The following is a 19,541-nucleotide window of genomic DNA, read 5'->3' on the forward strand; positions in this document are numbered from 1 at the left end:
ATACCTTGCAGCGGTGGTCTTTAGAAGCACAGCCTTCGAGGGACTGCCTGCCTGATGCCCACCACCACCGATCTTGCCAATGCCTGGTTCGCTCAACGCGGCTGGAAGCCGTTCGCTTTCCAGCGCAAGGTGTGGGCCGCCGTCGAGCGGGGGGAGTCAGGCCTGCTTTATGCCAATACCGGCGCTGGCAAGACGTATGCGGTCTGGCTGGCGGCCCTGCGGGCATTCAAGGCCCAGGCCCAGGGGCGTCACGCGGCGCCACTCCAGGTCATCTGGATCACCCCCATGCGCGCCCTGGCAGCCGATACGGCTCGGGCGCTGCAGGCGCCTATCGACGAGATGGGCCTGCCCTGGAGCGTTGGCGTGCGCAGCGGCGACACGGGCAGCGCCGAGCGCGCACGCCAGGCCCGGCGCATGCCCAGCGTGCTGGTCACCACACCTGAAAGCCTGACGCTGCTGCTGACCCGAGCCCAGGCCAGCAATGACTTCGCGACGCTGCGCATGGTGGTGGTCGATGAGTGGCACGAGCTGCTCGGCAATAAGCGGGGGGTTCAGCTGCAACTGGCGTTGGCCCGCCTGCGCCGTTGGCACCCTGGCCTGCCGACCTGGGGGTTGTCGGCCACCCTCGGCAACCTGCAGCATGCCCTGGACGTGTTGCTGCCCCAAGGTGGTCAGCTGGTGCGCGGGCGCCAGGACAAGGTGCTGCAGGTCGATACCCTGGTGCCCGAGCACATCGAGCGCTTCCCATGGGCGGGGCATATCGGCCTGAAAATGTTGAAGCAGGTGAGCCGGGAAATCGACGCCAGCAGCAGTTGCCTGGTCTTCACCAACACCCGGGCGCAGGCCGAACTCTGGTACCAGGCCCTGCTCGAAGAGCGCCCCGACTGGGCGGGCCTGATTGCGTTGCATCACGCCAGCCTGGCACGTGACACCCGCGACTGGGTCGAGCGCAGCCTCAAGGAAGGCACGCTCAAAGCCGTCGTCTGTACATCGAGCCTGGACCTGGGCGTGGACTTCCTGCCGGTCGAGCGCGTCCTGCAGATCGGTTCGGCAAAAGGGATCGCCCGTTTGATGCAGCGCGCAGGGCGTTCCGGGCATGCGCCTGGGCGGCGCTCGCGCATCACCCTTGTGCCTACCCACAGCCTGGAGATGGTGGAAGCCGCCGCCATGCGTCAGGCCCTGGCGGCAGGCCACCTGGAGGGCCGCCGGTCGCCGCGCCTGTGCATGGATGTACTGGTTCAGCACCTGGTCAGCATGGCCCTGGGCAGCGGGTTCGATCCGCAGCAACTGCTCGCTGAAGTGCGCAGCACCTGGGCCTTTGCCGACCTGCGCGACAGCCAGTGGCAATGGGCACTGGACTTCGTTTGCCATGGCGGCAGCTCGCTCAGCGCCTACCCCGACTATCAACGTGTTGAAATGCACCCCGACGGCTTGTACCGGGTTGCCAGTGAGCGCTTGGCGCGCCGCCATCGGATGGGCATCGGCACCATTGTCAGTGACGCTTCGCTGCACCTGAAATACTGGAGCAAAGGCGGTGGCGGCAAGAACCTAGGCAGCGTGGAAGAGGCGTTCATCTCACGCTTGAGGCCCGGGGACACCTTCGTGTTCGCCGGCCGCGTGCTGGAGCTGGTTCGCGTGGAAAACATGACCGCCTATGTACGCCGCAGCAACGCGCGAAAGGCGGCGGTGGCCCGCTGGAACGGCGGGCGCATGCCACTTTCCAGCGAACTGGCCGACGCTGTGGTGCAACAACTTGACGCCGCCGCGCACGGGCGCTTCGATAGCCCTGAAATGCGCGCAGTAAGGCCATTGCTCACGGTACAAGCCCAGTGGTCGGCACTTCCGACGACAGGGACCCTGCTTGCAGAGACGTTCAAGTCCAGGCAGGGCTGGCACCTGTTCGTGTACCCCTTTGCCGGGCGCATGGCCAACATGGGGCTGGCCAACCTGATTGCCTGGCGTGTCAGCCGCGAGCAACCGCTGTCGGTTTCCATCGCCGTCAACGACTATGGCTTCGAGCTGCTTAGCCCTGGACCGGTGGATTGGGCCAGCTACCTGCCCCGGGCGTTGAGTACCGAAGATCTATTGGAGGATGTGCTTGCCAGCCTCAATGCCGGGGAAATGGCATTGAGGCGGTTCCGGGAAATCGCCCAGATCGCAGGGCTCGTATTCGGTGGCTATCCTGCGGCGCAAAAGAGCATGCGCCAGATCCAGGCCTCAAGCGGGCTGTTCTACGAGGTCTTCCGCAAGCACGATGCAGGCAACCTGCTGCTGGGCCAGGCACGTGATGAGGTACTGAGTGAAGAATTGGAAATCGATCGGCTTCGGGGCCAGCTACTGAAGCTGACCGACCTCAGGCTGGACTTGCGCGTGATGGAGCGCACCGGGCCGCTGGCGTTCGCGCTGCTGGTCGAAGGACTGCGTGAAACCCTCAGCACGGAAAAACTGGCCGACCGCATTGCGCGGATGGTGGCGGAATTGGAGAGCATTGCAGGTTGAACCCGATAACGACCAAACGCATTCATGGGGCAGCGGTTATCTCGCTTGCCATCGACGGCCTGGCGATCCACACATGACGACACATTGCGCCATCGAACTGGCCGGGCAGAAACTCTGGCTGCTCCCGGACAAAGCCGTGTATTGGCCGGCCCGCAAGGCCTTGCTGCTGGCCGATGTGCACATCGGCAAGGCGGCGAGCTACAGGGCCTTGCACCAACCCGTTCCCAGAGGCACTACCGAAGCCACCTTGGCCCGGCTCGACACACTGCTTGCCGAACATGAGTGCGAGCAACTGATCGTGCTGGGTGATTTCCTGCATGCCCGTACTGCGCGGGCGCCGGCTACGCTGGCCCGGGTGCAAGCCTGGCGAGCACGTCACCCCGGGTTGAGCATCGTGCTGATACGCGGCAACCATGACCGCAACGCAGGGGATCCACCCGTGGAGCTGGGGATCGACGTGGTGGATGAACCTTATGTGGTGGAGCCGTTTGCCCTGCAACACGAACCCAAGGAGCATCCGACGCTCACGGTGCTTTCAGGGCACGTCCACCCGGTCTTCGTATTGCGCGGCAGGGCCCGCCAACGGCTTCGCCTACCGTGCTTTTTGATCGACGAACACGTCAGCCTGTTGCCAGCTTTCGGGGAGTTCACGGGCGGTTGGGAAATCGAGCCCGCCAGCACCAGCCAGGTCTATCTGGCGGGCGCCGGCCGGGTATGGCCGCTATGAGATGCGTCAGGCCACAGGCGCGGGAGGCGGCTCATCGGGAAGGGTAGGCTCACCGGGTTCCATGGGCGTATCACCCGGCTGGCCGGGCTGCGGCGTGTCCGGATCGGGCTGCCCTGGCACACCGCCAGCATTCATCGGCAATGGGTCAGCCAGCAGTGACCAGGACAGCAGCCCGATGTGATTGGGCTGCAAGCCAGCCAACTTCGCACTGATCGTTGGGTGGAGTTTCATTGGCACCTCCTGACAACAGCCGACCCGCTTTATGCAAATCGGCAGGGTTACAGGTTGGAGTGTCAAAAGGCAGTGAAATTCCCAACGCCTGTCGGTCAGGTACGTGGCAGGGTGACGCCACGCTGGCCCTGATACTTGCCGCCGCGGTCCCGGTAGGACACTTCACATGGCTCGTCCGACTGCAGGAACAGCATCTGCGCCACCCCTTCGTTGGCGTAGATCTTGGCCGGCAACGTGGTGGTGTTGGAGAACTCCAGCGTCACGTGGCCTTCCCATTCAGGCTCCAGCGGGGTCACGTTGACGATGATGCCGCAACGCGCATAGGTGCTCTTGCCCAGGCAGATGGTCAGCACGTCGCGCGGGATGCGGAAGTACTCCACGGTGCGTGCCAGTGCAAAGGAGTTGGGCGGGATGATGCACACGTCGCTCTTGATGTCGACGAAGCTGCCGGCATCGAAGTTCTTCGGGTCGACGGTGGCCGAGTTGATATTGGTGAAGACCTTGAATTCGTCGGCGCAGCGCACGTCGTAGCCGTAGCTCGAAACGCCGAAAGAGATGACCCGGTTATCCTGTTCGCCACGCACCTGGCGCTCGACGAACGGCTCGATCATGCCGTGTTCCTGCGCCATGCGGCGAATCCACTTGTCCGATTTGATGCTCATGGCGGGATGTCCTGAAGAGTCTGCAAGGTAAAGATAGACGCGCATCTTACCGGTCCCGGCGCGCTCTTCAAAGTTCCATCCGGCGTTTGCCGCCCGCTGCCGCTACAGTGCCCGCAAGGCGTGGCTTGCAGCTGCCGTCGATCTCTTTTCGGGTAAAGAGGCGTCTGGCCATTGGCAGCTTGGGCAAAGTGGGGTAAGGTGTTGCCACTGTGCTGCACGTGACACCGAGAATCTCTAGTTTGATGCACGATCCTGATCGGCCCATCGCTGAATTTTCTGCTCTCTTTGCGCTCAGTCCCGGGCGGGGTTTTTCCTGACCGAAATCAAATTGTCCAAGGAGACAGAAAAATGTCCAATCGTCAAAGCGGTACCGTCAAGTGGTTCAACGATGAGAAAGGCTACGGCTTCATCACCCCTCAGTCGGGCGACGACCTGTTCGTGCACTTCAAAGCCATCCAAGCTGACGGCTTCAAAACCCTGAAAGAAGGCCAGGCTGTTACTTTCGTCGCTACCCGCGGCCAGAAAGGTATGCAGGCTGAAGAAGTTCAGATCGCCTAAGTCGATCGAGCTTTCTAGCTTTCAAAAAAACCCGCTTCGGCGGGTTTTTTTATGCCTGTCATTTCGCCAGAAGGCGCCAGAGCATGCTGGCCGTGGTCAAGGCTCGCGTTAAATATGGATCGGCCTCCAACAACCACGGCCCGTCAGCACGAGCGACTCACCGAGCCGCCCTCCGATCTTGATCAGTCTTCGCTGATAGTGATGCTCGGCATCGCTGGCGCTGCCGCTTCACGCAGTACGATACGCGCCCCTACTTTGCGTGCCAGCTCCTGGTACACCATGGCGATCTGGCTCTCGGGCTCGGCGATAGCCGTAGGCTTGCCGTTGTCGGCCTGCTCGCGAATCAACATCGAAAGCGGCAACGAAGCCAGCAGATCGACGCCGTACTGGCTGGCGAGTTTCTCACCGCCACCTTCGCCGAACAGGTGCTCAGCATGGCCGCAATTGGAGCAGATGTGTACGGCCATGTTCTCGACCACGCCCAACACCGGTATGTTGACCTTGCGGAACATTTCCACGCCTTTTCTGGCATCGAGCAGCGCCAGGTCCTGCGGCGTGGTCACGATGACCGAACCTGCAACCGGCACTTTCTGCGCCAGCGTCAGCTGGATGTCGCCAGTGCCAGGCGGCATGTCGATGACCAGGTAATCGAGATCATTCCACGCCGTCTGGGTTACCAACTGCAGCAGCGCACCCGAAACCATGGGGCCGCGCCAGACCATGGGGGTATTGTCATCGGTCAGGAATGCCATCGACATCACTTCGACCCCATGGGCCTGGATAGGCACGAACCATTTCTGATCACGAATCTGCGGCCGAGTACCTTCGGGGATGCCGAACATCACACCTTGGCTGGGGCCATAGATATCCGCATCGAGAATGCCAACGCGCGCACCCTCGCGGGCCAGTGCCAGCGCCAGATTGGCGGCAGTGGTGGATTTGCCTACACCGCCCTTGCCCGATGCCACGGCGATGACGTTCTTGACGTTGGCCATGCCGGGCACCTGAGCCTGGCCCTTATGGGCCGCAATCACGCACTCGATGTTCACCTGGGCGTGGGTCACCCCCTCAAGGTTACCGATCGCAGTTTCCAGCACCTGCGCCCAGCCTTGCTTGAACAGGCCTGCGGCGTAGCCGAGCTGCATCTGTACACTGACACGCCCATTCTGGATTTCGATGGCACTCACGCAACCGGCAGTGACCGGATCCTGCTCGAGATAGGGGTCGGTGTACTGGCGAAGCACGGCTTCGATGGCGGCGCGATTGAGGGCACTCATGGACACTCCCGTTGGCAAACTGAATGTAAAACAAGCGCCTATCCTAACCCGTCAATCGTCAGCAGATGCGTACGCGGGGTGAAATATATTCGTCAGCCCTTTATAGTGGCCGATCATCCTTATTTTCACCCGTCGCCAGATAAGTAGCCGAGCCACCATGTCCGAGCCACGTCAGATTCTCGTCACCAGCGCCTTGCCCTATGCCAATGGATCGATCCATCTTGGCCATATGCTCGAGTACATCCAGACAGACATGTGGGTCCGCTTTCAAAAGCTGCGCGGCAATCAGTGCATCTATGTCTGCGCCGATGATGCACACGGCTCGGCCATCATGCTGCGGGCCGAGAAGGAAGGAATCACGCCAGAGCAACTGATCGCCAACGTACAAGCTGAGCACAGCGCCGACTTTGCTGACTTCCTGGTGGACTTCGATAATTTCCACTCCACCCACAGCGAAGAAAACCGTGAGCTGTCGGGCATGATCTATACCCGACTGCGCGAGGCGGGGCACATCTCTACCCGCTCGGTGACCCAATACTTCGACCCTGAAAAGGGCATGTTCCTGGCAGACCGCTTCATCAAAGGCACCTGCCCGAAGTGCGCGGCCGAAGACCAGTATGGCGATAACTGCGAAAAATGCGGCGCGACCTATGCACCGACCGAATTGAAAGACCCCAAGTCTGCCATTTCAGGTGCTACACCGGTGCTGCGCGACTCCCAGCACTTCTTCTTCAAACTGCCCGACTTCCAGGCCATGCTCCAGCAGTGGACGCGCAGCGGCACGTTGCAGGACGCCGTGGCCAACAAGCTCGCCGAATGGCTGGATGCCGGTCTGCAGGAGTGGGATATCTCCCGCGACGCGCCCTACTTCGGTTTCGAGATCCCTGGCGAGCCTGGCAAGTACTTCTACGTCTGGCTGGACGCGCCAATCGGTTACATGGCGAGCTTCAAGAACCTGTGCGCGCGCCGCCCGGACCTGGACTTCGACGCCTTCTGGAACCAAGGCTCCACCGCCGAGCTTTACCACTTCATCGGCAAGGACATCGTCAACTTCCACGCCCTGTTCTGGCCCGCCATGCTCGAAGGTGCGGGCTTGCGCAAGCCGACCGCGGTCAACGTGCACGGCTACCTAACCGTCAACGGTGCGAAGATGTCCAAGTCGCGGGGCACGTTCATCAAGGCCCGTACCTATCTCGACCATCTGCAACCCGAATACCTGCGCTACTACTACGCAGCCAAGCTTGGTCGCGGGGTCGATGACCTGGACCTGAATCTCGAAGACTTCGTGCAGAAGGTCAACTCCGACCTGGTGGGCAAGGTGGTCAACATCGCCAGCCGGTGTGCCGGGTTCATCCACAAAGGCAATGGCGGCGTGATGGTGGCCGGTGATGCGGCGCCAGAGCTGACAGAAGCCTTCCAGGCAGCTGCGCCGTCCATCGCCGAGGCCTACGAGGGCCGCGACTTCGCACGCGCCATGCGCGAGATCATGGCACTGGCCGACCGTGCCAATGCCTGGATCGCCGACAAGGCGCCCTGGTCGCTGGCCAAGCAGGAGGGCAAGCAGGATGAAGTGCAAGCCATTTGCGCTCAGGGCATCAACCTGTTCCGCCAACTGGTGATTTTCCTCAAGCCTGTGCTGCCCGTGCTGGCGGCCGATGCCGAGGCCTTCCTGAATGTCGCACCGTTGACCTGGGACGATCACCGCTCTCGCCTGGAAAATCACACGCTCAACCCGTTCAAGGCCCTGCTCAGCCGCATCGAGCCTGCCAAGGTGCAAGACATGATCGCGGCCAGCAAGGAAGACCTGCTGGCCGCCGAGGAGCCCAAGGCACCTGTGGGTAATGGCGAGCTGCACAAGGACCCGCTGTCGGCGGAAGTCGACTTCGATACCTTTGCCGCTGTCGACCTGCGCGTGGCATTGATCGTCAAGGCCGAAGCCGTACCGGGTGCTGACAAGCTGCTGCAATTGACCCTGGACATCGGTGATGAACGCCGTAACGTTTTCTCCGGCATCAAGTCTGCCTACCCTGATCCCGCCCAGCTCGAAGGCCGGCTGACCATGATGGTCGCCAACCTCAAGCCACGCAAAATGCGTTTTGGCGTCTCTGAAGGGATGGTGATGGCCGCTGGCCCTGGCGGTGAAGAAATCTACTTGCTCAGCCCCGACAGCGGCGCCAAGCCCGGTCAGCGCATCAAGTGACCCACAAGCGGAGCCTGCATTGGGCTCCGCCTTGCGACAATGGCGCGCAGCCACGGGCTGCTGCGCTTTGCCTAGAGCAGGCGCGTCCAAGTGACTGCTCACGTTCTCCAGGAACGCTGCCAATTCATGAATGCCGTCAAACGTCGAGAAATCTTCCGTCGACTGCACGAAGATAACCCGACACCCAAAACCGAGCTGGCTTACACCACACCCTTCGAGCTGCTGGTAGCCGTGACCCTCTCCGCGCAGTCCACCGATGTCGGTGTGAACAAGGCGACAGCGCGACTTTTTCCAGTCGCCAATACCCCTGAGGCTATCTACGCGCTGGGTGTCGACGGACTGATCCAGTACATCAAGACCATTGGGCTCTACAACAGCAAGGCCAAGAACGTCATCGCGGCCTGTCGTCTGCTCATTGAGCGGCACGGCGGCCAGGTGCCGGACACGCGCGAGGCCCTCGAAGCCTTGCCGGGCGTGGGCCGCAAGACAGCCAACGTAGTGCTCAATACGGCGTTTGGCCAACCGGCGATGGCTGTGGATACCCATATCTTCCGCGTCAGCAATCGCACAGGCATCGCCCCGGGCAAGACGGTGCTGGAGGTGGAAAAAAAACTGCTCAAGTTCGTCCCCAAGGATTACTTGCTCGACGCACACCATTGGCTGATCTTGCATGGCCGCTATGTCTGTCAGGCCCGTAAGCCCAGATGCGGCAGTTGCCGAATCGAGGACCTGTGCGAATACAAGCACAAGACCACTGATGATTGAAGCAATAGTAAAAACACTGCGCTTCGATTGAAAAAATCTTTTTTACCAGCGCTCACTTTATGGTTATAAGGTCGGCCATTGGCCCTTGCCGTGGAGCGACTCATGAGCACTGATAAAGACGACCTCGCGATTGAAGATGATTTTGTGACAGCTGAAGAAGAGGTCGAGCCGCACGTGGAACCGGCGAAAACCAATTTGAGCAAGCGTCGCACCATCGACAATCTGCTGGAAGAACGTCGATTGCAAAAGCAACTGGCCGATTTCGATTACGACCTCTAGGGAGGTGGTCGCTGGCGGGCCTTCGATGGCCCCGTTCCCTCCCCTGACTGCGCCGTTCAGGGCCTCGAATTCGGCGCAGAGCTCCCCTGGAGGAGGCTCTGCATACCATCAGTTCAACCCCTGTCGCTGCGCCAGCTCGATCAGGTCCACCAATGACCGAGCGTTTAGCTTGAGCAGCAGCCGAGACTTGTAGGTACTGACCGTCTTGTTGCTCAAGTACATGCTGTCGGCGATTTCCTTGTTCGAACGGCCCCGCGCCAATTGCTGAAGCACCGTCATCTCCCTTGCCGAAAGGCGATTGACCATTTCCGCTTCACTGCCGCCGCTGCGCCCTCGCGAGGCGTGCAGCGCCTGGTTGGGAAAGTAGCTATAGCCCGATAGCACGGCTTTGATCGCGCTGAGCAGTTCGGTCAGTTCCTGTTGCTTGCACACGTACCCTGCCGCCCCTGCCTGCATGCACCGCATCGAGAAGTTGCCGGGTGCCTGGGAGGTCAGTACGAGCACTTTGCTGCAGGGGCTGGAACTGGCCATGCGGCCGATGACTTCGAGGCCGTCGAGCTTGGGTATGCCGATGTCCAGCACGACGATATCGGGAAGATGTTGCCGAGTCAGTTGCAGCGCGGCCACTCCGTTGTCCGTTTCAGCGACGACATCGTACCCATGCCGCTCCATCAGCATGCGTACGGCCAGACGTATCACAGGGTGATCATCCACGATAAGCACTTTGTTCATGCGATATCCATTCATTGCTATTGCATTGGCAGGCTACGATAACCGAGAGAAGAACTCATGGCGCGGCGTTTTCGCCTAGAAACGGACGTACAGACACGGATTACTAAACTTACGGAAGTTTCCTACACACAATATGAAGAGTTGTTACAAGCTAATTATAAAAAAGCGGATAACACTCCCCGGGATGACAACTCCCGAAACTTTCACATCAACCGCGGACAACGGTTTTCATTAAGCTTCGAACGCTAGCCAGGCGCAGCCGCGGCATGGAAATAGTGCAGGGTTTAGCTGAGCAAGATCCTAGGCTATAGATGTAACGAAAGCGCAGGAGAAGGCCCATGAATCAAGCACAACCCGTTGCTCCGCTGACAATTGTCGCCATCTTTGCTGGGATAATCGAAGCCTCCGCCCTGGCTACCTTGCCTTTTCTCAGCGAAGCCAGCCAGACGCTTTACACGTGGTTCCTGGTTGGTTTTCCCTTCTTTCTGACCGCTTTGTTCTTCCTGACGCTGAACTTCAATTACAAGTCCTTCTATACGCCTGCTGGATCGCGCACTGAAGCTGTGGACAGTGCGCAGAGTGCCCGCAAGATCACCTCCACGACCACGCCAAGCGCAATCGCGCATGGGGAGCCGATGACCTTCATGTTCAGCGGGCCAGAGGCAAGTCAGTTGATGGAAAAGGAGTTGTTGCAAGCGCTCGCACAAGCGCCTGAGCCGGCTCGCACCTGGCAGTTCTGCAATGTGCCGAGGGGCCAGTGTGTCCGGCTTTCAGTCAGCCCGCTGGAGTAAAGACAAAAAACCCGGCACTAGGCCGGGTTCTTGCAGAGCGGCTTGCTGCATCAGAGCAACGAACGGCCCTTGTTCGCAGCGATGCGCATACGCAGCGCATTGAGCTTGATGAAGCCCGCCGCGTCTTCCTGGTTGTAGGCACCGCCGTCTTCTTCGAAGGTGGCGATGTTGGCATCGAACAGCGAGTCGTCGGACTTGCGGCCGACTACGGTAACGTTGCCCTTGTAGAGCTTCAGACGCACGACACCGTTCACATTGACCTGGGAGGCGTCGATCATCTGCTGGAGCATGACGCGCTCCGGGCTCCACCAGTAACCGGTGTAGATCAGGCTGGCGTACTTGGGCATCAGCTCGTCTTTGAGGTGAGCGACTTCGCGGTCCAGGGTGATCGACTCGATGGCGCGGTGCGCCCTGAGCATGATGGTGCCGCCAGGGGTTTCGTAGCAGCCACGCGATTTCATGCCCACGTAGCGGTTTTCGACGATGTCCAGTCGACCGATGCCGTTGGCGCCGCCGATGCGGTTCAAATCAGCCAGGACAGTGGCCGGGCTCTTCTCTACACCGTCGATCGCGACGATGTCGCCGTTGCGGTAGGTCAGTTCCAGGTAGGTTGCCTGGTCCGGGGCGTTTTCGGGCGAAACGCTCCAGCGCCACATGTCTTCTTCGTGCTCGGTCCAGGTATCTTCCAGCACACCGCCTTCATAGGAGATGTGCAGCAGGTTGGCGTCCATCGAGTAAGGGGACTTCTTCTTGCCATGACGCTCGATCGGGATACCGTGCTTCTCGGCGTAGTCCATCAGCTTCTCGCGCGAGAGCAGGTCCCATTCACGCCATGGCGCGATGACCTTGACGCCAGGCTTGAGGGCATAAGCGCCCAGTTCGAACCGAACCTGGTCGTTGCCTTTGCCGGTAGCGCCGTGGGAGATGGCGTCGGCACCGGTTTCGTTGGCGATTTCGATCAGACGCTTGGCAATCAGCGGACGGGCGATGGAAGTACCCAGCAGGTACTCGCCTTCATATACGGTGTTGGCGCGGAACATCGGGAACACGAAATCACGCACGAATTCTTCGCGCAGGTCGTCGATGTAGATCTCTTTGACGCCCATTGCCTGAGCCTTGGCGCGCGCCGGCTCGACCTCTTCGCCCTGCCCCAGGTCGGCGGTGAACGTCACCACTTCGCAGTTGTAGGTATCTTGCAGCCACTTGAGAATCACCGAAGTATCAAGGCCGCCGGAATACGCCAGTACGACCTTTTTTACGTCCGCCATGCCATCACTCCACGGGGTTGTACGGAAAAGGCCCGATTCTAACGGCGTTGAGGCTCAATTTATAGAGGCGCGACAGCTTCTGACGACAAAGCGACAAGAATTGTCGATGGCGCGACGGCCGCTACTTGGCCATGGCGGGTTTGCCTTGGGCCGGCGTCGTGGTACCCGCAGCCTGCGCGGGAGCAGCGGGAGCAGCGGGAGCAGCGGGCGCCTCGGCGACCTTTTGTGTGGGCTGCGCCTGGACAGGGCCTCGCTCTAGCTCGATGTTGACCCGCCGGTTACGGGCCCGATTGCCGGCGTTGTTGTTCTTGGCCAGCGGGTAACGCTCGCCGTGGAAACGCACGGTTATCTGACTTTCAGGCACGCCGTGGGCCATGAGGTAATCGGCGACCGCCAGGGCTCGCCGGCGGGACACGTCGCGGTTGGTCAACCGGTTGCCGCTGTTGTCGGAATGCCCGTCCAAGGCCACCTGATTGACGCTGGGGTCGGCCTTCATGTACTCGAGCAGCACATCCAGTCGGGCCTTGGCAGCCTGATCCAGCACAATGCCGCCACCCGGGAAGCCCACCTGGGTCTGGCGTACCTGGTCGTAGTTCATGGGCAGCAGCTTGCTGGCGCAGGCCTGGTAGTCGCTGTAGGCCTTGGCGAAACTGACCGGCAGTACGCGCACTTCCATTGCCCTGCCCCCCTCCCCGGTGTAATTGCGCACCACGGCGCTGCGGCCATCGAGCAGGCCATTGATCAACCGACTGGCCTGGCCTTGGGATGAGTTGAAGAGCACGCCGGTGCGCGCCATGCGCACATTGCCCAGGTTGATGTCCCCGCGCCCAGGTTGCCAGGGTGCTGCTGCCGCCAGCAAGGTGGCACCGCCGGCGCCGAGCGCATTGGTCTGTGAGCGCAGGCGAAACACCGGTTGCTCACCGGCACGACGCACGAATTCGCCGCTTCCGAAACCGTCTATCGGCTGGGTCAGCCGGCATTCGAACGCGTCGCCCTCCACCGTCCAGGCAATGCTTTCCATGCGCGTCTGAAACGTCAACGCGCCGGCCGGCAAGCTGGCAAACACGATAAACAAGGCTAGGTAACGCTGGCGCACGGCGGGCTCCACATAATTCGACACTCACCTTTACGCTATCGGGCAGTCGCGGGAAAACTTGATACCTGTGCTCTGGAGGGGCTTTTCCGGTAGCATTGCGGCTTGAGTTCGACCCGCCTGGAATCCTCAATGTCCGATCGCCTGACCCTCCTGCGCCCCGACGACTGGCACATCCATCTGCGTGATGGTGCCGTCCTGCCCCACACCGTTGGTGATGTGGCGCGCACTTTCGCCCGTGCCATCATCATGCCCAACCTGGTGCCGCCGGTGCGCAATGCCGCCGAAGCCGGGGCCTATCGTGACCGTATCCTGGCTGCTCGCCCGGCTGGCAGTCGGTTTGAGCCGTTGATGGTGCTGTATCTCACCGACCGCACCAGCGCGCAAGACATCCGAGATGCCAAGGCCAGCGGTATCGTGCATGCCGCCAAGCTCTACCCGGCAGGCGCCACCACCAATTCCGATTCTGGTGTGACCAGCATCGACAACATCTTCCCCGCTATCGAGGCGCTGGCTGAAGTCGGCATGCCGTTGCTGGTGCACGGCGAAGTCACGCGCAGCGAGATCGACGTGTTCGACCGTGAAAAGCGCTTCATCGATGAGCACATGCGCCGCCTGGTCGAGCGTTTCCCCACGCTCAAGGTAGTCTTCGAGCACATTACCACCAGCGATGCGGCCCAGTTCGTGACCGAAGCTTCGGCCAACGTTGGCGCCACCATCACGGCGCAGCACTTGCTGTACAACCGCAACCATATGCTGGTGGGCGGAATACGACCCCATTTCTATTGCCTGCCCATTCTCAAGCGCAACACGCATCAGGTGGCGTTGCTCGACGCCGCCACCAGCGGTAACCCGAAATTCTTCCTCGGCACCGACTCGGCTCCCCACGCCCGCCACGCCAAGGAAGCGGCGTGTGGGTGCGCTGGCTGCTATACCGCGTACGCGGCCATCGAACTCTATGCAGAGGCGTTCGAACAACGCAACGCGCTGGACAAGCTCGAAGGCTTTGCCAGCCTGCACGGCCCTGCGTTCTACGGCCTGCCGGCCAACACCGACACCATCACCCTGGTTCGTGATCAGTGGACGGCCCCAGAGAGCCTGCCCTTCGGTGAGCAAACCGTGATCCCGCTGCGCGCCGGGGAAACACTGCGCTGGCGCCTGCTGGAGGAACACGCGTGAGCGAAGACCTGTACGAAGACGAACTTGAATCCTCCGGCAGCGGTGGTCACCGCCATCCGATGGCAGAACGCTTCCGGGGTTACCTGCCAGTGGTGGTGGATGTGGAGACTGGCGGCTTCAACAGCGCCACTGACGCCTTGCTGGAAATTGCTGCCGTCACCATTGGCATGGACGAAAAGGGTTTCCTGTTCCCCGAACATACCTATTTTCACCGGGTGGAGCCCTTCGAAGGCGCCAACATCGAGGCTGCCGCGCTGGAGTTCACCGGCATCAAGCTCGACCATCCGTTGCGCATGGCAGTAAGCGAGGAAACGGCCCTGACGGATATCTTCCGAGGCATCCGCAAGGCGCTCAAGGCCAATGGCTGCAAGCGCGCCATTCTGGTGGGCCACAACAGCAGTTTCGATTTGGGTTTCCTCAACGCGGCGGTAGCGCGCAACGACCTCAAGCGTAACCCGTTCCACCCGTTCTCAAGCTTCGACACGGCCACCCTGGCAGGGCTCGCTTATGGGCAAACCGTACTGGCTCGCGCCTGCCAGAGCGCCGACATCGATTTCGATGGTCGCGAGGCCCACTCGGCGCGCTACGACACCGAAAAAACGGCTGAGCTGTTCTGCGGTATCGTCAATCGCTGGAAAGACATGGGCGGCTGGCGCCAGGATTGATCCGCGCGTTCCAGGTTCAGGTCAGCCCCATGCGGTTGGCCAAAAAAAACCGGCCATGAGGGCCGGTTTTTTTGTGCGCGACGCGGGCTTACAGCTTGCCGGCGTTCTCGCTCAGGTAGGCAGCAACGCCTTCTGGCGATGCGTTCATGCCCTTGTCGCCTTTTTTCCAGTTGGCAGGGCAGACTTCGCCGTGCTCTTCGTGGAACTGCAGGGCGTCGACCAGGCGCAGCAGCTCGTCCATGTTACGGCCCAGCGGCAGGTCGTTGATGATCTGCGAGCGCACGACACCGTTGGTGTCGATCAGGAAGGCGCCACGGAAGGCCACGCCGCCTTCGGACTCCACGTCGTAGGCCTTGCAGATTTCATGGGTCATGTCGGCAGCCAGGGTGTACTTGACCGGGCCGATGCCGCCATTGTTGACGGGGGTGTTGCGCCATGCGTTGTGGGTGAAGTGCGAGTCGATCGATACGCCGATCACTTCTACGTTGCGCGCCTGGAAGTCAGGAATGCGGTTGTCCAGGGCAATCAGCTCGGACGGGCAAACGAAGGTGAAGTCCAGCGGGTAGAAGAACACCAGGCCGTACTTGCCCTTGATGGCCGAGGCCAGGTTGAAGCTGTCGACGATCTCGCCGCTACCCAGTACGGCAGGTACGGTGAAATCGGGGGCTTTCTTGCCAACGAGTACGCTCATTGTTATCTCCTGATGTGAGTGAAGAACCATTGCCAGGCCGAGTCGCCGACCCGACATGCAGCAAAGGTTGACCATCATACACAGGTTACGATGGCAGGCCGAATGCTGAGCGCACGACCGCTGGTCAGCCGGGCCGAATGCCTTCTGAAACCACTTTGACAAGCATTCTCATTCACATTAAGCTCCAACCCATCGAACCCGCCAGCGATGGTCAGCCCTATGTATGTGTGTCTTTGTGTCGGCGTCACCGACGGACAGATCCGCGATGCGATCTATGAAGGATGCTGCAGCTACAAGGAAGTCCGAGCCGCCACCAATGTCGCCAGCCAGTGTGGCAAGTGCGCTTGCCTGGCCAAGGAAGTGGTGCGCGAGACACTGACCAAACTTCAGGTCAGCCAGGCCGCCCTGCCCTATCCGGTAGAATTCACCACTGCCTGATACCCAGATTGACAAAAACCGGACCCTGTGTCCGGTTTTTTTTCGCTTTAATTCAACAAGTTAGCGCGCCAACGCGGTTCACAAACATTCTTATTCCTATTAATTTTCATTTATTATTCAATTACTTAGGTTTGACAGGCCTGAGCATCAGGCTCAAACTTCCCTGCATTGGCACACTTCGACAGGGCAGGAACCCCAATGAAAGGCGACATCAGCGTCATCCAGCATCTCAACAAGATCCTCGGAAACGAGCTGGTCGCAATCAACCAGTACTTCCTGCATGCCCGCATGTACGAAGATTGGGGCCTGAACAAGCTCGGCAAGCACGAGTACAAAGAATCCATCGACGAAATGAAGCACGCTGACAAATTGATCAAGCGTATTCTGTTTCTCGAAGGTATCCCTAACGTTCAGGACCTGGGCAAGCTGCTGATTGGCGAGCACACCAAGGAGATGCTTGAATGCGACCTGCGAATCGAGCAGAAAGGCCTGATCGACCTGAAGGCGGCCATTGCCCACTGCGAAACAGTGGGTGACTTTGGTTCGCGTGACGTCCTCGAAGATATTCTGGAGTCCGAAGAAGAGCATATCGACTGGCTGGAAACCCAGCTGGGCTTGATCGACAAGATCGGTATCGAAAATTACCTGCAGTCGCAGATGGGCGAAGAATAAGACGCCCCTACAAAAAAACCCGCCAATGGCGGGTTTTTTTATGAGCGCAGTGTTTACGCTTCGGCAGTCTTCGCCTTGGCGGCGGCATCCTTGATCAGGGTCTGCAGCTCACCCTTTTCGAACATTTCCAGCACGATGTCGCTGCCACCGACCAGCTCACCACCGACCCACAGCTGGGGGAAGGTTGGCCAGTTGGCATATTTGGGCAGGTTGGCGCGGATTTCCGGGTTCTGCAGGATGTCGACGTAGGCGAACTTCTCGCCGCAACCCATCACTGCCTGGGAGGCACGGGCCGAAAAGCCGCACTGCGGCGCATTCGGCGAGCCCTTCATGTAAAGCAGAATGGTGTTGTTGGCAATCTGCTCTTTGATCGTTTCGATGATATCCATGTAGCACCTCGGCTTGACTTTCCGACACGGGCGTCGGCACGGTGACGCATTGTAACGGAAAGCCGAGCAGCATGCTCGGCCTTGCCAAGGCTCAAGCGGCTTCGACGTACACCGGAACGCCGTTGAGCGCAGCATTGCCACAGACCGAGTCACGCAGCAGCTCGTCAGTAAGATCATTGGCGCTGACGCCGGGCTGCGCCTGGGCAGTCTGAAGGCGCACACCCTGACGGTCATGCCCGAAGCCATGGGGCAGGCTTACCACCCCGGGCATCATGCTTTCGCATGCCTGCACCTGCACCTGCACCGCCCCTGCTCGCGAGCGCACCCTGACCTGCTGGCCATCCTGCAGTTGGCGCTGACGCAGGTCATCAGGGTGCATCAACAAGTGATGGCGCGGTTTACCTTTCACCAGCCTGTGATAATTGTGCATCCAGGAGTTGTTGCTGCGTACGTGCCGCCGCCCGATGAGCAGCAGTTGCCCGGTTTCTGGCGGCGCCTGCCGGGCCAGACGCTGTAGATCATCAAGCAGCAGGCGCGGCGCTGCCTCGACGGTTTTGCTCGCAGTGCCCAGGCGATGTGCAAGGTTGGCCTGCAAGGGGCCCAGGTCCAACCCGTGCGGGTGTGCATCGAGGGTCTGGAGTGACAGCTGCCAGGGCGTCGCCTGCCCATAACGCCCGCTGCGCAAGGCTTTGTCGATCATCTGCGCTGGCGCTACGGTCGGCGACAGTTCACGCCCGGCGCGTCGCGCATACGCCTTGGCCAGGCCGACGAAGATTTCCCAGTCGTGCAGGGCGCCATCGGGCCTGGGCAGAATCGCTCGGTTGAACCGGCTCACATTGCGAACTGCCAGCAAGTTGAAGGTGGTGTCGTAGTGATCGTTTTCCAGGGCTGAAGTCGATGGCAGGATCAGATCGGCATGGCGCGTGGTTTCGTTGATGTACAGGTCAATGCTGAGCATGAAATCGAGCCCCGACAGTGCGCTGTCCAATTGCCGCCCGTTGGGCGTGGACAGCACGGGATTGCCCGCGACCGTGACCAAAGCCCGGACCTGCCCCTCACCCGGGGTCAGCATCTCCTCGGCAAGCGCCACTACCGGCAGTTCCCCGGCATATTCGGGCAGGCCGGACACCCGACTCTGCCAGACGTTGAAGTGACCACCCGACGTGCTCGCCACCACGTCCACCGCAGGTTCGGTACACAGTGCCCCGCCCTTGCGATCAAGGTTACCGGTGACCAGGTTGATCATCTGTACCAGCCAGTGACAGAGGGTGCCGAACACCTGGGTCGATACCCCCATGCGGCCGTAACAGACCGCCTTGTCCGCCGCGGCGAAATCACGCGCCAACTGACGAATGTCCTGCGCCGGGATGCCGCACAGGCTGCTCATGGCCTCGGCTGTCATGGGAGCCAGGGCGGCGCGGACATCGGTCAGCCCTGTAATCGGCAGATGCGAGCCGCGCGTCAGGCCTTCTTCGAACAACGTGTTGAGCAGCCCGCACAACAAGGCCGCGTCGCCGCCGGGGCGAATGAATAGATGACTGTCTGCGATCGCCGCAGTTTCACTGCGCCGCGGGTCGATCACCACCAGACGTCCACCCCTGGCTTGCAAGGCCTTGAGGCGTTTCTCCACATCGGGGACAGTCATGATGCTGCCGTTGGAGGCCAACGGGTTGCCGCCCAGCACCAGCATGAAGTCCGTGTGATCGATGTCCGGAATCGGCAGGAGCAGCCCATGGCCATACATCAGGTGGCTGATCAGGTGCTGAGGCAGTTGGTCCACAGACGTGGCAGAAAAGCGATTGCGGGTTTTCAACAGCCCTAAAAAGTAGTTGCCATGGGTCATCAACCCATAGTTGTGCACACTCGGGTTGCCTTGATACACGGCAACCGCATTGTTGCCGTGGGCCTGCTGCACGTCCCACAGGCGCTCGGCGGCGAGGTCAAATGCCTCCTCCCACCCAATCGCCTGCCACTGCTCGCCCACGCGCCGGTGGGGTTGGCGCAGCCGATCAGGATCATTCTGGATATCCTGCAGCGCCACCGCCTTGGGGCAGACATGCCCCCGGCTGAAAGGGTCCTGAGGGTCGCCCTTGATGGACTCGATCCGGGCAGGTTCGCCAGGCGCGTGGCTCACCACGATGTTCAAACCACAAATGGCTTCACACAGGTGACAGGCGCGGTGGTGCAGGGTACGGGTCATGGCCGCATGCCTCGTTGTCTTGATGGCTCGACTATGAACTGTGCCCTGCGCAGGGGCCAGCGTGCTTCGTGGTGTGAATTGGCCTTTATCACCCACACGGCAGACCCAGCCCGTTTGCCAATGCACCCTCAAGCCGTGTACAAACAGCCGTAGCAAATAAAACACAGCAATACAGTGCCCTGCGAAACCCCTTGCAACAGCGCCGGGGGCGCCAAGTGGTTTCAC

Annotated in this window: 20 protein-coding genes; 11 read left to right on the forward strand and 9 right to left on the reverse strand. The window is 60.6% G+C overall.

Annotation, left to right across the window (positions count from 1 at the left end; all coding sequences use genetic code 11):
* The first annotated feature begins 54 nt into the window (after nt 1–54).
* Both CRP40_RS10400 and pdeM read left to right on the forward strand, forming a co-directional pair.
* On the forward strand, nt 55–2,499 hold the full coding sequence (locus tag CRP40_RS10400) for a ligase-associated DNA damage response DEXH box helicase (protein WP_027915338.1): 2,445 nt from the start codon (nt 55–57) through the stop codon (nt 2,497–2,499).
* Between the two features lie 73 nt (nt 2,500–2,572).
* On the forward strand, nt 2,573–3,226 hold the full coding sequence (gene pdeM / locus CRP40_RS10405; RefSeq protein WP_027915339.1) for a ligase-associated DNA damage response endonuclease PdeM: 654 nt from the start codon (nt 2,573–2,575) through the stop codon (nt 3,224–3,226).
* A gap of 6 nt (nt 3,227–3,232) precedes the next feature.
* Here the strand turns inward: pdeM and CRP40_RS10410 are convergent, their stop codons facing one another.
* Both CRP40_RS10410 and dcd read right to left on the reverse strand, forming a co-directional pair.
* The gene (locus CRP40_RS10410; RefSeq protein WP_027915340.1) at nt 3,233–3,457 is read right to left on the reverse strand and encodes a hypothetical protein; all 225 of its coding nucleotides are present in this window, start codon (nt 3,455–3,457) and stop codon (nt 3,233–3,235) included.
* A 95-nt stretch (nt 3,458–3,552) separates the two neighbouring features.
* Nucleotides 3,553–4,119, reverse strand: coding sequence for a dCTP deaminase (dcd, locus tag CRP40_RS10415; RefSeq protein WP_023535255.1), 567 nt, complete (start codon nt 4,117–4,119; stop codon nt 3,553–3,555).
* A gap of 348 nt (nt 4,120–4,467) precedes the next feature.
* Between dcd and CRP40_RS10420 the strand changes: the two genes are divergently transcribed.
* On the forward strand, nt 4,468–4,677 hold the full coding sequence (locus tag CRP40_RS10420) for a cold-shock protein (protein ID WP_016488765.1): 210 nt from the start codon (nt 4,468–4,470) through the stop codon (nt 4,675–4,677).
* 182 nt (nt 4,678–4,859) lie between these two features.
* Here CRP40_RS10420 and apbC read toward each other — a convergent pair whose 3' ends face one another.
* Nucleotides 4,860–5,954, reverse strand: coding sequence for an iron-sulfur cluster carrier protein ApbC (gene apbC / locus CRP40_RS10425; RefSeq protein ID WP_027915341.1), 1,095 nt, complete (start codon nt 5,952–5,954; stop codon nt 4,860–4,862).
* A gap of 157 nt (nt 5,955–6,111) precedes the next feature.
* On the opposite strand from apbC, the gene metG reads away from it, so the two are divergent.
* From metG to CRP40_RS22005, 3 genes are all read left to right on the forward strand, one after another.
* On the forward strand, nt 6,112–8,154 hold the full coding sequence (gene metG / locus CRP40_RS10430) for a methionine--tRNA ligase (RefSeq protein WP_027915342.1): 2,043 nt from the start codon (nt 6,112–6,114) through the stop codon (nt 8,152–8,154).
* Nucleotides 8,155–8,280: 126 nt separating this feature from the next.
* Nucleotides 8,281–8,919: an endonuclease III gene (nth, locus tag CRP40_RS10435; protein WP_027915343.1), complete on the forward strand. Its 639-nt coding sequence runs from the start codon at nt 8,281–8,283 to the stop codon at nt 8,917–8,919.
* 102 nt (nt 8,920–9,021) lie between these two features.
* Nucleotides 9,022–9,198 (forward strand): hypothetical protein, encoded by a 177-nt coding sequence (locus CRP40_RS22005; RefSeq protein ID WP_027915344.1) that lies wholly within the window; start codon nt 9,022–9,024, stop codon nt 9,196–9,198.
* A gap of 108 nt (nt 9,199–9,306) precedes the next feature.
* Here the strand turns inward: CRP40_RS22005 and CRP40_RS10445 are convergent, their stop codons facing one another.
* Complete coding sequence (locus CRP40_RS10445; RefSeq protein WP_023535252.1) at nt 9,307–9,930, reverse strand: response regulator transcription factor; 624 nt, start codon at nt 9,928–9,930, stop codon at nt 9,307–9,309.
* A gap of 338 nt (nt 9,931–10,268) precedes the next feature.
* Between CRP40_RS10445 and CRP40_RS10450 the strand changes: the two genes are divergently transcribed.
* The gene (locus CRP40_RS10450) at nt 10,269–10,721 is read left to right on the forward strand and encodes a hypothetical protein (protein WP_027915345.1); all 453 of its coding nucleotides are present in this window, start codon (nt 10,269–10,271) and stop codon (nt 10,719–10,721) included.
* Between the two features lie 50 nt (nt 10,722–10,771).
* Here CRP40_RS10450 and CRP40_RS10455 read toward each other — a convergent pair whose 3' ends face one another.
* Entirely contained in the window at nt 10,772–11,989 is a 1,218-nt protein-coding gene (locus tag CRP40_RS10455; protein ID WP_023535267.1) for an argininosuccinate synthase, read from the reverse strand.
* A 121-nt stretch (nt 11,990–12,110) separates the two neighbouring features.
* Nucleotides 12,111–13,085 (reverse strand): OmpA family protein, encoded by a 975-nt coding sequence (locus CRP40_RS10460; protein WP_027915346.1) that lies wholly within the window; start codon nt 13,083–13,085, stop codon nt 12,111–12,113.
* 129 nt (nt 13,086–13,214) lie between these two features.
* On the opposite strand from CRP40_RS10460, the gene pyrC reads away from it, so the two are divergent.
* Both pyrC and rnt read left to right on the forward strand, forming a co-directional pair.
* On the forward strand, nt 13,215–14,261 hold the full coding sequence (gene pyrC / locus CRP40_RS10465; RefSeq protein WP_027915347.1) for a dihydroorotase: 1,047 nt from the start codon (nt 13,215–13,217) through the stop codon (nt 14,259–14,261).
* A complete protein-coding gene (gene rnt / locus CRP40_RS10470; protein WP_027915348.1) occupies nt 14,258–14,926 on the forward strand; it encodes a ribonuclease T in 669 nt (222 codons plus the stop codon). Before pyrC ends, rnt begins: the two co-directional genes overlap by 4 nt.
* Nucleotides 14,927–15,014: 88 nt before the next feature.
* Here rnt and CRP40_RS10475 read toward each other — a convergent pair whose 3' ends face one another.
* Nucleotides 15,015–15,617, reverse strand: a complete 603-nt coding sequence (locus CRP40_RS10475; RefSeq protein WP_023535284.1) for a peroxiredoxin C — start codon at nt 15,615–15,617, stop codon at nt 15,015–15,017.
* Nucleotides 15,618–15,836: 219 nt separating this feature from the next.
* Between CRP40_RS10475 and CRP40_RS10480 the strand changes: the two genes are divergently transcribed.
* Together CRP40_RS10480 and bfr are read left to right on the forward strand one after the other, a co-directional pair.
* Entirely contained in the window at nt 15,837–16,055 is a 219-nt protein-coding gene (locus CRP40_RS10480; RefSeq protein WP_027915349.1) for a bacterioferritin-associated ferredoxin, read from the forward strand.
* 198 nt (nt 16,056–16,253) lie between these two features.
* The gene (bfr, locus tag CRP40_RS10485; RefSeq protein WP_027915350.1) at nt 16,254–16,727 is read left to right on the forward strand and encodes a bacterioferritin; all 474 of its coding nucleotides are present in this window, start codon (nt 16,254–16,256) and stop codon (nt 16,725–16,727) included.
* A 53-nt stretch (nt 16,728–16,780) separates the two neighbouring features.
* Here the strand turns inward: bfr and grxD are convergent, their stop codons facing one another.
* On the reverse strand, nt 16,781–17,116 hold the full coding sequence (gene grxD, locus CRP40_RS10490) for a Grx4 family monothiol glutaredoxin (RefSeq protein ID WP_027915351.1): 336 nt from the start codon (nt 17,114–17,116) through the stop codon (nt 16,781–16,783).
* A gap of 91 nt (nt 17,117–17,207) precedes the next feature.
* Entirely contained in the window at nt 17,208–19,316 is a 2,109-nt protein-coding gene (locus CRP40_RS10495) for a molybdopterin-dependent oxidoreductase (RefSeq protein ID WP_027915352.1), read from the reverse strand.
* Between the last annotated feature and the right edge of the window lie 225 nt (nt 19,317–19,541).

This window comes from Pseudomonas sp. URMO17WK12:I9 (genome assembly GCF_900230165.1).
GTDB classification, from domain to species: domain Bacteria; phylum Pseudomonadota; class Gammaproteobacteria; order Pseudomonadales; family Pseudomonadaceae; genus Aquipseudomonas; species Aquipseudomonas fulva.